The organism is Novosphingobium sp. BL-A-41-Hi4A-0G (genome assembly GCF_055521735.1).
In genome coordinates this window covers 3057909-3070732 of the sequence record NZ_CM145501.1, presented here as the reverse complement: position 1 = coordinate 3070732, position 12824 = coordinate 3057909, and the positions used below count along the sequence as shown (strand labels likewise).

Below are 12824 nucleotides of genomic sequence, written 5' to 3'. Positions count from 1 at the left end.
GCTTAGTCCCTATCTTGTCGGAATGAGCGAAACACAGGTCACCCTAGCCCCCAGCGCCGCCGCGCGCGTTGCCACGATTGCCGCCAAGCAGTCAAAGCCCGCGATCCTGCGGCTTTCGGTGGAAGGCGGCGGCTGTTCGGGCTTCCAGTACAAGTTCGGCCTTGCCGACGCCCCCGAGGACGGTGACCTGATTGCCGAGACCGACGGAGTCCGGCTGGTGGTCGACGAAGTGAGCCTCGGCTTGCTCGAAGGCAGCGTGGTCGAATATGTCGAATCGCTGGGCGGCGCGGCCTTCCGGGTGAGCAACCCGCAGGCAGCTTCGGGGTGTGGTTGCGGCGCTTCGTTCGCCATATGATCAAAGTCGCATCGTTCAATATCAACGGGATCAAGGCCCGTCTGCCGCGTCTGCTCGAATGGCTTGAGGAAACTCGGCCCTCGGTTGCATGCCTGCAGGAGATCAAAACACAGGACGAGGGGTTCCCGGCGGCCGAGTTCGAGAAGATCGGCTATCACGCGATCTGGCACGGGCAGAAGGGCTTCAACGGCGTGGCGATTCTGGCCGATGGGCAGGCACCGGTCGAAGTGCAGCGCGGGCTGGCGGGCGAGCCGGAGGACGAGCATTCGCGCTATCTCGAGGCCGATGTCTTCGGCATCCGCGTGGTGTGCATTTACCTGCCCAACGGCAATCCGCAGCCGGGGCCGAAGTTCGATTACAAGCTGCGCTGGATGGAACGCCTGCGCCAGCGCATGGCGCAAATCACCGCCGAGGACGTACCCGCCGTGGTGATCGGCGATTACAACGTGATCCCTGAGGACAAGGATACCTTCTCGGTCAAGGCGATGGCCGACGATGCGCTGATGCAGCCCGAATCGCGCGACGCCTATCGCCGTCTGCTCAACGACGGCTGGACCGACGCGATCGACACGTTCAATCCGCAGGGCGGGGTGTGGACGTTCTGGGACTATCAGGCCGGTGCCTGGCAGCGTGACCACGGCTTCCGCATCGACCACGCACTGCTTTCGCCCGAGCTGGCCGACCGGCTGGTGGCAGCAGGCGTCGACAAGGAATATCGCGGCCGCGAAAAGGCCAGTGACCATGCACCGATCTGGGTGCAGTTGCAGACCTAACCGTTCGTCGCACGCGGTGAACGGTTCGCAGAAACGCTGATGGCTTGCGCGTATGGCTGTGCAGGGCGTCACCACACATTCAGGCGACTCGGTGCAAGGCCGACGCCAGACAAGATCGTGAAAGCCAAAACCGATGGGCCTGTTCAAGCCTGATTTCTTCCGCGCGCTGGCCTTCGGGTTCCTGATGGGCGCTGCCGTCATGGGCATCAGCTCGGGTACGACCGCGCTGGCGACCCCCGATACCGAACAGGCGTCGCACTAAGATGCGCCGCCCGCTCCTGACCGCACTCATGGCGGTGGGAGTCCTGACCGCATCATGCCAGCAACCGGCGCAGGCCGAAGGTGCGGTGTCCACCCCCGCAGCGGCGGTGCAAGCCAATGAAGCGCCGGGCAAGAAGGTCGCCGTGTTTGCAGGCGGCTGCTTCTGGGGCATCGAGGCGGTGTTCAGCCATCTGAAGGGCGTGAGCAGCGTCGTTTCTGGCTATCACGGCGGAGCGCAGAAGACCGCGATTTATGATGTCGTGGGCTCGGGCAATACCGGACACGCAGAAGCGGTGCGGGTGACCTACGATCCCGCCAAGATCCGTTACGACCAGTTGCTGCGGGTGTTCTTCGCGGTTGGCGCGGATCCGACGCAGCTGAACTATCAAGGCCCCGATCACGGCACGCAGTACCGCAATGCGCTGGTGCCGATGGACAAGGAGCAGGCGCGGGTGGCGGCGGCCTATCTGGGTCAGCTGAGGAAGTCGGGCCTGTGGAAGCAGCCGATTGTGACGGCGGTGGAATCCTACAAGGCGTTCTATCCGGCCGAGGCCTATCATCAGGACTTTGCCGACCGGAATCCCGACCGCGGCTATATCCGGCGCTGGGACGCGCCAAAGGTGGCGGCGCTGAAGAAGCTGTTCCCCGATCTCTACAAGCCGACGTTCACGCGGAACTGATTTGCGCCAAAGCCAAGGCGTGCCTATCTAGGACCGATGTCCGGGCACAATCATCACGACTTTGCAGGCGACAGGCTGATCGAGGCCGCGCGCGATGCGCTCACCGCGTCCGGCGAGCAGTGGACTGAGATGCGCGCCGACGTGTTCGAGGCGCTGGCCGAGCGCGAGAAGCCGGCATCGGCCTATGACATTGCCGAAAGCGTGGGCACGCGGCGGGGCAAGCGCGTCGCGGCCAATTCGGTCTATCGCATCCTCGACCTGTTCGTGCGCACCAATCTTGCGCGGCGGGTGGAGAGCGCCAACGCCTATGTGGCCAACAGCCATCCCGGCTGCCGCCACGACTGCATCTTCCTGATCTGCGACTTGTGCGGCACCGCCGTGCACATCGACGACGACAGCCTGACCGGAGCGCTGCGCAAGGCCGCGCAGGACGCGGGCTTTGCCGAAGTGCGCCCGGTGGTCGAGATTCGCGGTCATTGCGCGGAGTGCGCCAGCGGGGAATAAGGTGCCTGACGGGGGGAGGGCCGCATGAACGATCTGAGCGAAGAGACGCGACATCTGCCGAGCAGACGGCAATTTGCGGCGGTCATTTCCGGAAATGCGCTGGAATTCTACGATTTCCTGAGCTTCAGCTTCTTTGCCGCCAATGTCTCGCGGGTGATGTTTCCGGCGGGCGTTCCGGGCAGCGCGTTGCTGCTGACGCTGATGACGGCGGGCGCGGGGTTCGGCGCAAGGCCGCTGGGTGCGATCCTGTTTGGCCTTCTGGGCGACAAGCTGGGTCGCCGACCGACCATGCTGGCAACTTTCGCGCTGATGGGCCTGAGCGCCATCGGGCTCGCCCTGACGCCAAGCTATGCGACGATCGGCGTGTGGGCACCGATCCTTGTCGTTGCCTTCCGCCTGTTGCAGGGCCTTGCCGCCGGGGGTGATGTCGGGCCGACCACGGCTTTCCTTGCCGAAAGCGCGCCGCCCGAAAAGCGCGGGCTGTTGATCGCGCTGCAACTTGTCGCCATGCGCATCGGCGTGCTGGCGAGCGGTATGGTGGGGCTGGTGCTGGCGAGCCTGCTGACGCCGGAGCAGCTCGATGCCTTCGGCTGGCGCATCGCCTTCGGCATTGGCGCGGCCATCGTACCGCTGGCCTTTGCACTGCGGCGGCGGCTGGACGAGACGCTGCATCTGCCCGAAACCGGGCCAAACGTGGTGACCGAGCTTGATGTGCGGGCCTATGTGGTGGCGCTGATCGGGGTGACGGGGTTCCTGCTGGCAGGCGCTGCCGGGGATTACCTGTTCGTCTATGCGACGACGTTCCTCAAGATTCCGGTGACCAACGGCTATCTGCTGCAGATGGCGGCAGCGGGGACGCAGATCGTGGGGCTGCTGTTCGGCGGATGGCTGGGCGACCGGATCGGGCGGCGTCAGGTCATGCTGGGCACTTCGGCGCTGGCCGCACTGGTTTCGCTGCCGCTGTTCCGCTGGGGCATTGCCGAGGCTTCGCTGGCGCAGCTGGCCCCAGCTGCGGCACTGCTGTTGCTGATGGCGACGATTTCGGCGGCTGTGGCTTATGCCTCATTCGTCGAGATTACGCCCAAGCGCCACCGCGCCGGGCTGGTCGGCATTGGTTATGGCGTGATCGTAGCGGTCACGTTCGGGGTGACGCCGGTGCTGCTGACGCGGCACATTTCAGCCACAGGCGATCTTGCAGCGCCGGGATATGCCTTTGTGCTGGCGGCGGTACTGCTGGTGGTTTCGGCCTTGCTGACGCAGGGGCGTGCGGCACCGACCATGGGGAAGGGTCAACCTGCATGATCATGTTCGACAGCACAGAAGCATCGGTGTAAGGGCGGTTGGATGAGTTCAGAACCGGCAACGCCGCTGCTAGACACGGTCGATACCCCTGAGGATCTTCGCAAGCTCGCGCCTTCGCAGCTTCGCCAGCTTTCGGACGAGCTTCGTGCCGAGATGATATCCGCCGTCGGATCGACGGGCGGGCATCTCGGATCGGGGCTTGGCGTGGTCGAGCTGACCGTGGCGATCCACTATGTGTTCAATACGCCGCAGGACAAGCTGGTGTGGGACGTGGGCCACCAGGCCTATCCGCACAAGATCATCACCGGGCGGCGTGATCGCATCCGCACGCTGCGACAGGGCGGGGGGCTTTCGGGCTTCACCAAGCGCAGCGAGAGTGAATACGATCCGTTCGGCACGGCGCACTCGAGCACGTCGATTTCGGCCGCACTGGGCTTTGCCATCGCCAACAAGCTCTCTGACCGGCCCGGCAAGGGCATCGCGGTGATCGGCGACGGCGCGATGAGCGCAGGGATGGCCTACGAGGCGATGAACAATGCAGGGCTTGCGGGCAACCGGCTCGTGGTGATCCTCAACGATAACGACATGTCGATTGCGCCGCCGGTTGGCGGGCTTTCGGCCTATCTCGCGCGGCTGGTGTCGTCGCGCCAGTTTCTGGGTCTGCGCGAGATCGCGCGCAAGCTTTCGCGCAAGCTGCCGCGTCCGCTGCACACGGCGGCGCGCAAGACCGACGAGTTCGCGCGCGGCATGGCGATGGGCGGCACGCTGTTCGAGGAGCTGGGCTTCTATTACGTCGGGCCGCTCGACGGGCACAACATCGACCAGCTGATCCCGGTGCTGGAGAACGTGCGCGATGCGGCCGAAGGGCCGTGCCTCGTTCACGTGGTGACGCAGAAGGGCAAGGGCTATGGCCCGGCCGAGCAGGCGGCGGACAAGTACCACGGCGTGCAGAAGTTCGACGTGGTGACCGGCGAGCAGGTCAAGGCCACGCCGGGTGCGCCGGCCTACCAGAACGTGTTTGGCGAGACGCTGGCGAAGCTGGCGGACAGCGATCCCACTATCTGCGCGATCACGGCGGCGATGCCCAGCGGCACCGGCGTCGACAAGTTTGCCAAGGCGCACCCGACACGCACGTTCGACGTCGGCATTGCCGAGCAGCATGCGGTGACCTTTGCGGCAGGCCTTGCGGCAGAGGGCATGCGCCCGTTCTGCGCGATCTATTCGACCTTCCTGCAGCGCGCGTTCGATCAGGTCGTGCACGACGTGGCGATCCAGAACCTGCCGGTCCGCTTTGCGATTGACCGCGCCGGGCTGGTGGGGGCTGACGGGGCGACGCACGCGGGCTCGTTCGACGTTACTTATCTTGCCACACTGCCGAATATGGTGGTGATGGCGGCGGCCGACGAGGCGGAGCTGGTCCACATGACCTACACCGCCGCAAAGCATGACAGCGGCCCGATTGCGTTCCGCTATCCGCGCGGCAATGGCACCGGCGTTGCGCTGCCGGAGGAGCCGGAATTGCTGGAGATCGGCAAGGGGCGCATCGTGCGTTCGGGCAGCAAGGTGGCGCTGCTATCGCTCGGCACGCGTCTGGCAGAGGCACTGAAGGCGGCGGACCAGCTGGAGGCCAAGGGGCTTTCTACCACGGTGGCAGACCTGCGCTTTGCCAAGCCGCTCGACACCGACCTGATCCGCCAGCTGATGGCGACCCACGAGGTCGTGGTGACGATCGAGGAAGGATCGATCGGCGGACTTGGCGCACACGTGCTGACCATGGCGAGCGACGAGGGGCTGACCGATGCGGGCCTCAAGATTCGCACCATGCGCCTGCCCGACGTATTTCAGGACCATGACTCGCCGGACAAGCAATACGACACGGCTGGGCTCAATGCGCCGCATATCGTCGATACGGTGCTGAAAGCACTGCGGCACAACTCTGCGGGTGTGAGCGAGGCGCGGGCCTGACTGCGCGCCTGCGGGCGTTGCGCTAGATCAGGTCAGCCACAGCCACAGGCCGGCAGGGATGCCGAACAGGTGGTAGTGGATCCAGGTGGCGATGAACCACACGAGGAAGGCGATAAGCAGGATCGTGTGAAGCCGCAGCAGTTCGCCGAACTTGGGCCAGAACGTGGTGCGGCGCTGCCAGGGTCCGAACTCGCGCTTGTTGCCGGCGACCTTGCGCTTGTCCTGAAAGTGCGAGCCGACCAGCGCCAGGAGGATGATGCCGGTCATCAGCACCAGCACGCGAGCCGAAGGTGCAGCGATCATGTGGCCGAGCGCCCAGATAGCGATGCCCCACATCATCGGATGCCGCGTCACGCGGAACACGCCGACGGGAATCATCGTGCCAAGCCCCGCGGCCGTCTTGCCGGGCAGGGCAGGGTTGCGCGCGAAGGACGGGATGAGCAGCGCAAGCCCGGTAAGGGTCAGCAGGCTTGCCAGCGCCCACGGCACTGGCGCCATGCCGTTCCATGCCTGCCAATCGGCATCGGTCCGGTCGAAAACGACGACGGCCCAGGCCAAGGTCCCGATCGACACCAGCGAATACAGCAGGAGGAAGCCCTGGGCCCCGAGTCTTGAAACGAGCGGTTGCCTGAGCGGACCGGACATCGCGAAATGCGTAAACACGAACGCGGCTGTCGCGATGACGAGGTGAATCAAATCTGCATCCATCTCCGCCCCCCTGCTGCGCCTCGAATGGCGCGGGCATTTATATTGATTAACATCCCTTCTAGCTTTTGTAACAAATCTGACAACAGATGCCTTCAGGGTTAGGCCAATAATCCGAAGGTGGAAATTTGTTCCCGAACGCCTTCAGGTCACCCCATGCATAAGCTTCCTGAGCGGAATCGCTATGACCAGAAGCACAGCACCAATGCCCACCGATATCCAGCCAATCGTCGTGAACACGCCGACGTAGGTATCAAGGCTGACCTTGAGGTTGGTAACCTGACCGCCGACCGTTTCGACGCTGGCGACCTGCGCGACCATACCCGCGACGTACTGGGCGACGGCAATCGACAGGAACCACACGCCCATCATCATGCCGACGATGCGGGCCATGGACAGCTTGGTGATCATCGACAGGCCGACCGGCGAAATGCACAGCTCTGCCATCGAATGAACCAGGTAGAGCCCGGCAAGCCAGACGAGGCCGACCTTGAACTGCGCGTCGGCGAACTGCGAGCCCCAGACCAGCAGGAGAAAACCGCCGCCCACGCCCATCAGGGCGAGCGCGAACTTGACCGGGATCGACGGCTCCACGCCGCGCCGAGCCATGCCATTCCACATCACGCTGAACAGCGGGGCCAGCGTGACGATGAACAGCGCGTTGAAGATCTGCGTCTGGCCTGCGGGCATGACATAGACTTCTTCGCTGCCGAAGCCCTGGCTGCGGGCATAGACCATGCCGAAGAAGCCTGCGAGCATGACCACGCCGAAGCCGAGCGTCATCTTGCGCTTCGTTTCGGGAGCTTCGCCATTGCCGAAGAACCATGCGAGCGCCCAGCCCAGCCCGCCCAGCAACAGGGCGAAGAACACATAATAGCTGGCAGGCGTTGAACGGAACATCGCGAAGAGCGGGCGCGTCCACGCGATCTCGAGCTGGGTGTTGCGCTCTGCAAAGAGGGTGAGCGAGGAGCCGGCCTGTTCGAACAGGGTCCAGAACACGGTGTTGAACACGATCAGCACCATGGCGGCGACCATCATCTGGAATTCGACCCGGTTGCCCGCCGCCAACGCCCAGATCAGGATGCCGGGGATCGCGATCAGGAACGTGCCGAACATCAGCTTGCCCATGATCGGCAGGCCGAGGAAGTAGCCGACGAGGCCTTCGCCAGCTTCGGGCGGGACATAGGCCATGAGATTGGTGAACAGGAAGAAGAACAGCGGCACGCAGACCAGCGCCGCGCCATAGATCAGCCAGTCCTTGCGCGGATCGGCACCGGCCGGGCGCTCGCCATATCCGTCGAGCCTGCCGCCATCGAACTGAAACAGTATCCATGAGAAGGTCATGCCGATGGCGGCAAGGCCGAAGCCGGCCCACCAGCCCACGCTTTCGGCCAGGATCGGGCAGAAGAACTGCGAGATCAGCGAGCCGAGGTTGATGCCCATGTAGAAGATGGTGAACCCGGCATCGCGTCGCCGGTCGCCCTCGGCATAGAGCGTGCCGACAATGGTCGAGATGTTGGGCTTGAAGAAGCCGTTGCCCACCGTGACGAGCGAGAGGCCGATCAGCAGGATGGCGATGTGGAACGAGGAGCGTTCGCCGTCGGACTGGAACGCGCCGGGGGCAATGCGCTTGGCTTCGCTGCCGTCAACCGCCTTGAGCGAGACCGACTTGTCGTCGTTGCCGACGATTTCAAGCTTCTGGCCGCCCATCTCGATCGAGCGCAACTCGCTGCCGTTCGCCTCGCTGACCGTCACGTCATAGCGCTGGCCTTCGATCGTGGCATAGGGCTTGGCCGCATCGCCGCCGAAGCAGAGCATGAAATAGCCGATCGCCATCAGGATCGCGCCGAACTTCACCGAGCGCTTCGAGCCGAGATAGCGGTCGGCGATCAGGCCGCCGATCAGAGGGGTGAGATAGACCAGCGCAGTGAAGCCGCCGTATATGCCGGTGCTGGTGGTATCGTTGAACAGGAAATGCTTGGCGAGATAGAGCGTCAGGATCGCCCGCATCCCGTAATAGCCGAAGCGTTCCCACATCTCGGTGGTGAACAGGCGCTTGAGTTGCGCAGGATGGCCGAACCACTCGCCGGTCGCGGGGGTTCGTGCGGGATTCGTGTCGATCTGGGCCATGCGGGCGAGCGTTCTCGTCGTTATCCGGTTTACGGGTCGGGTTCGTGCAAAGCAGCCGCGCCTCTCCCGCGCGGCAGGACTTTCGCCTTAGTGGCACGATCCCGCATGGCAAGAAACTATTTTCAATCGCAACCGGTTGACCTTGATGGCGCGATGGAAGCGGGCAGGGAGCGAGGTGATTGTGTCATTCGGTGAGGTTGTGGGCCACGGCCTTCGCCGGGGCGACGGTTGAAGTAAGACTCCCAATTGCAGCCTCATCCCGGCGAAGGCCGGGATCCACGTGTATTCGGGCTGCGCGCTGTTGTGCGCTTCGCTGTATTATGGCAGTGCATCACCATGACCCAGGCCAACCGTCCCGTATATCTGCGCCTGCGCGACGAAATCTGCGCCGCCATCCTCGACGGGCGACATCCGGAAGGCGAAATGCTGCCCTCGGTGCGCGCCTTTGCCGCGGAGCAGGGAGCCAATCCCTTGACCGTGGCGAAGGCCTACCAGCAGTTCCAGGACGAAGGGCTGGTGGTGGTGCAGCGGGGCGTCGGGATGTTCGTCGCCCCCGGTGCCGTCGAGGCGCTTCGCCGCCGCGAGCGCGAACAGTTCCTGGAGGAAGAGTGGCCGATGGTTGCCGCCCGGATGCGGCGATTGGGTCTGAAACTGTCGGACCTTGAGGCAGACGCTACGGAAATGGCCTGAAACGGTCCATTTTTGGCCTCATTGCGTAATATGAAACGATTGTCATGCCGGTTCCGGCGTGGCAGGATCACTTCTCGCGTCCTTACGGGGGTTGGGGCGCTGGGATCGTCAATAATGGGGGGCGTCCGCAAGGTCGCCTGGCGGAGGGATTACATGATCAGATCGGAGCTGCTGCAGGCACTCACCAAAGAGAGCCCGGGAATGCGCAGCGAAGAAATCGAACGCGTTGTCGACGTGTTCTTCGATGAAATTGCCAAGCGGCTGGCCGAAGGCGGCCGTGTCGAACTGCGCGGCTTCGGTGCCTTCTCAACGCGAGAACGCGATGCCCGCAAGGGCCGCAACCCGCGCACCGGCGAAACCGTCGAGGTGCCGGGCAAGCGCGTGCCCTATTTCAAGGCTGGCAAGGAAATGCGCCAGCGCCTGAATGCGGACTGATTTGCGCTGATTGATCTGCCGAGTGGATGATTGAGGCCTGCGGCTGTTCGGCTGCGGGTCTTGTTCTGCTTGCGTCTTGCCGAAAGAGGACGGAGAGGTCGCGCTGCAACAGTCGTTGCAGCGCCGTTGCTGCTGTGGCAGGCGCGCGGCAGCTTCAGCGCGGGCAAAGTCGCGCAGGCGATGCGGACGTGGCGGAATGGTAGACGCCGGGGACTTAAAATCCCTTGATCCTTGATCGTGCGGGTTCGAGTCCCGCCGTCCGCACCAATGCTGTCGTCTTCGTTGCGAAGTCTTGGGCGATTCTTCGGGCCAAGCAGATCCCGGCCCAAAGCCAAGTCACGTGAAGTCACAGAACGTGACGATTAACTTACAGCACTGTAAAATATTAAATTATTGCGGCGGTTTGCTTGGTAACCCGGCGGTAGGACTTACGCATTTATACTGCACCCGCTCGGGATTTGCGTGCGTCCCGGCGCTTGGTCGACGAAGAGTCGATTTCAGCGAGCACGCAAGGGGAAACGGGCTTGGCCCAGGCAGACGACGATCAGGTGCCAACGGCGCAAGGCCGTGACGCGGAACAGCGCGCTGCGCCGCGCTTTACGCTGCTGATCCGTGCCGCCAAGCTGATCGCCGACGGCGAGAGCGAGTTCCTTTGCGTGATCCGCGATGCCTCTGCGTCCGGCCTCAAGATCCGCCTGTTCAATGCCCTTCCGCCGCACCGGGAGCTGGCGATCGAGATGAGCAATGGCGATCGATATCCGGTGGAGCAGATCTGGAGCGAAGGCGAATACGCGGGCTTTCGCTTTACCGGCGATGTCGACATCGAACGCCTGCTTGACGAAAGCCATGGCACATTTCCCAAGCGACAGGTCCGTTTGCGCATTCATCTCGATGCGATTCTTCACTCTGGCGGCGAGGCGGTGCGGGTATCGTTTCAGGACATTTCGCAGCAGGGCGCCTGCATCGAGAGCGACAAGTGGCTGCTGATGAACGAGCTGGTCCGGCTCGAGACCGGCGTCATGCAGCCGATCTACGCCAAGGTGCGGTGGCGCAGCCATCCGCGCTATGGTGTGCTGTTCGAGCAGACCTTCAAGCTTGACGAACTGGCACACCTGACTGCGTCGCTGCAGCCTACGGACCAGCCCGACGCCCCGCGCGGACCCCGTTCGGAATCCGGAGTCTCGGGTCCAGGGAATGAAAGCTTCAAGGGCGAACGCTTCGGGCGTCCGTGATTTGCAGACGGCCTGATTCGCGGACCACCTGATTCGCAGAAGGCCTGATTCGTCAGGGGTCCTAGCCAGATCGCGAGGGACCCGGGCGATTTCGCGAAACCGCAGACGCTCGTTAACCATCCTTTATCCAATTTCCTTCACCTCTGGTCCTGCGAACAGCGCTTCAGACGGGGGTTTTGATGGTTAACGGGACGATTCGCGCAAAGGGTGCGACGGATGCAGGCTCAAGCCGCAAGGTTGACGTTGCGATCATTGGCGCAGGGCCTGCTGGCCTGACCGCCGGCTACCTCCTGACCAAGCGCGGCTTCACGGTGGCGATCATCGAGAAGGACCAGACCTACGTCGGCGGGATCAGCCGCACCGTGGAGCATGAAGGCTACCGCTTCGATATCGGCGGGCACCGTTTCTTCTCCAAGTCGCAGCAGGTGGTCGACCTGTGGAACGAGATCCTGCCCGACGACTTCATCCAGCGTCCGCGGATGAGCCGCATCTACTACGAGGGCAAGTTCTACTCCTATCCGCTGCGCGCGTTCGAAGCCTTGTGGAACCTTGGCCTTGTGCGTTCGACGCTGTGCATGGCGAGCTTTGCCAAGGCCAAGGCGTTCCCGAACAAGAAGGTCAAGAGCTTCGAGGACTGGACTGTCAACCAGTTCGGGCAGAAGCTCTATTCGATCTTCTTCAAGACCTATACCGAGAAGGTCTGGGGCATGCCCTGCGACGAGATGAGCGCCGACTGGGCGGCGCAGCGCATCAAGGGGCTTTCGTTGTGGGGTGCGGTGACCGACGGCCTCAAGCGCAGCCTCGGGCTCAACAAGCGCCCGAACGACGGGATGCAGACCAAGACCCTGCTCGAAACCTTCCGCTATCCGCGCCTCGGGCCCGGCATGATGTGGGATGCTGCGCGCGACAAGATCGTCGCCAGCGGCAAGGGCGAAGTGCTGATGGGCCATGCCTTCAAGCAGCTGGCTGCCGACGGTGAGGGCGGCTGGCGCCTGTCTGCGACCGGCCCGGACGGCGACGTGGTGATCGAGGCAGGCCATGCAATCAGTTCGGCACCGATGCGCGAGCTGGCAGCACGCCTGCACCCGCTTCCGGCAACGACGCTCGAGGCGAGCCGTCTCAAGTACCGCGACTTCCTGACCGTCGCGCTCAAGATCCGCTCGGAAGAACTGTTCCCGGACAACTGGATCTACATTCACGACAGCAAGGTGAAAGTCGGCCGCATCCAGAACTTCCGCTCTTGGTCGCCCGAAATGGTGCCCGACGAGAGCGTGGCCTGCGTCGGTCTCGAATACTTCTGCTTTGAGGGCGACGATCTGTGGGATTCCTCGGACGACGATCTGGTCGAACTCGCCAAGAAGGAAATGGCGATCCTCGGACTCGTCAGTCCCGAGAAGGTGATCGGCGGCGTGGTGGTGCGTCAGGAGAAGGCCTACCCGGTCTATGACGACGAATATGCCGCTAACGTGGCCGCGATGCGCAGCGAACTCGAAGCGCGCCATCCGACCCTGCACATGGTCGGCCGCAACGGCATGCACCGGTACAACAACCAGGATCATGCAATGATGACCGCTATGCTGACGGTGGAGAACATCGCCGCCGGTGCCCGCGTCTATGACACCTGGTGCGTGAACGAGGACGCCGAGTACCACGAGGCCGGCAACGAGGGGGCCGAGCAGTCGATCCCGGCCCGCGCCGCGCTGAGCGAGGATCAAGCCGCAGCGCTTGCATCGGTGCGCGACGTGCCCGAGCGGATTGCGCCTGCAAAGGCCGCCTGAACGCAAGTCTGGAC

General features: G+C 63.6%; 13 protein-coding genes and 1 tRNA gene. 12 read left to right on the top strand and 2 right to left on the bottom strand.

Annotated elements, in window-relative coordinates:
- Positions 1 to 22 precede the first annotated feature (22 nt).
- From ACZ1JX_RS14835 to dxs, 7 genes are all read left to right on the top strand, one after another.
- On the top strand, positions 23 to 355 hold the full coding sequence (locus tag ACZ1JX_RS14835; RefSeq protein ID WP_465124290.1) for a HesB/IscA family protein: 333 nt from the start codon (positions 23 to 25) through the stop codon (positions 353 to 355).
- The gene (gene xth / locus ACZ1JX_RS14830) at positions 352 to 1128 is read left to right on the top strand and encodes an exodeoxyribonuclease III (RefSeq protein ID WP_465124289.1); all 777 of its coding nucleotides are present in this window, start codon (positions 352 to 354) and stop codon (positions 1126 to 1128) included. The genes ACZ1JX_RS14835 and xth overlap by 4 nt, the downstream gene beginning before the upstream one ends.
- A 133-nt stretch (positions 1129 to 1261) precedes the next feature.
- Positions 1262 to 1390: a hypothetical protein gene (locus ACZ1JX_RS14825; protein ID WP_465124288.1), complete on the top strand. Its 129-nt coding sequence runs from the start codon at positions 1262 to 1264 to the stop codon at positions 1388 to 1390.
- A gap of 1 nt (position 1391) precedes the next feature.
- Positions 1392 to 2069 (top strand): peptide-methionine (S)-S-oxide reductase MsrA, encoded by a 678-nt coding sequence (gene msrA / locus ACZ1JX_RS14820; RefSeq protein ID WP_465124287.1) that lies wholly within the window; start codon positions 1392 to 1394, stop codon positions 2067 to 2069.
- A gap of 36 nt (positions 2070 to 2105) precedes the next feature.
- A complete protein-coding gene (locus ACZ1JX_RS14815; protein WP_465124286.1) occupies positions 2106 to 2573 on the top strand; it encodes a Fur family transcriptional regulator in 468 nt (155 codons plus the stop codon).
- A gap of 24 nt (positions 2574 to 2597) precedes the next feature.
- Complete coding sequence (locus ACZ1JX_RS14810; RefSeq protein WP_465124285.1) at positions 2598 to 3875, top strand: MFS transporter; 1278 nt, start codon at positions 2598 to 2600, stop codon at positions 3873 to 3875.
- Positions 3876 to 3917: 42 nt separating this feature from the next.
- Positions 3918 to 5840, top strand: coding sequence for a 1-deoxy-D-xylulose-5-phosphate synthase (dxs, locus tag ACZ1JX_RS14805; protein WP_465124284.1), 1923 nt, complete (start codon positions 3918 to 3920; stop codon positions 5838 to 5840).
- A 27-nt stretch (positions 5841 to 5867) separates the two neighbouring features.
- On the opposite strand, the gene ACZ1JX_RS14800 is transcribed toward dxs, so the two are convergent.
- Positions 5868 to 6548 (bottom strand): NnrU family protein, encoded by a 681-nt coding sequence (locus ACZ1JX_RS14800; RefSeq protein ID WP_465124283.1) that lies wholly within the window; start codon positions 6546 to 6548, stop codon positions 5868 to 5870.
- 141 nt (positions 6549 to 6689) lie between these two features.
- Entirely contained in the window at positions 6690 to 8675 is a 1986-nt protein-coding gene (locus ACZ1JX_RS14795) for a peptide MFS transporter (protein WP_465124282.1), read from the bottom strand.
- Positions 8676 to 9011: 336 nt separating this feature from the next.
- Here ACZ1JX_RS14795 and ACZ1JX_RS14790 point away from each other — a divergent pair, with 336 nt between their 5' ends.
- The 5 genes from ACZ1JX_RS14790 to ACZ1JX_RS14770 all read left to right on the top strand — a co-directional run bounded on the left by ACZ1JX_RS14790 (position 9012) and on the right by ACZ1JX_RS14770 (position 12810).
- A complete protein-coding gene (locus ACZ1JX_RS14790) occupies positions 9012 to 9365 on the top strand; it encodes a GntR family transcriptional regulator (RefSeq protein WP_465124281.1) in 354 nt (117 codons plus the stop codon).
- 153 nt (positions 9366 to 9518) lie between these two features.
- Complete coding sequence (locus ACZ1JX_RS14785; RefSeq protein ID WP_465124280.1) at positions 9519 to 9800, top strand: integration host factor subunit beta; 282 nt, start codon at positions 9519 to 9521, stop codon at positions 9798 to 9800.
- 182 nt (positions 9801 to 9982) lie between these two features.
- Positions 9983 to 10067 (top strand) — tRNA-Leu (locus tag ACZ1JX_RS14780).
- A gap of 257 nt (positions 10068 to 10324) precedes the next feature.
- Complete coding sequence (locus ACZ1JX_RS14775) at positions 10325 to 11032, top strand: PilZ domain-containing protein (RefSeq protein ID WP_465124279.1); 708 nt, start codon at positions 10325 to 10327, stop codon at positions 11030 to 11032.
- Positions 11033 to 11211: 179 nt separating this feature from the next.
- On the top strand, positions 11212 to 12810 hold the full coding sequence (locus ACZ1JX_RS14770) for an NAD(P)/FAD-dependent oxidoreductase (protein WP_465124278.1): 1599 nt from the start codon (positions 11212 to 11214) through the stop codon (positions 12808 to 12810).
- Positions 12811 to 12824: the final 14 nt, after the last annotated feature.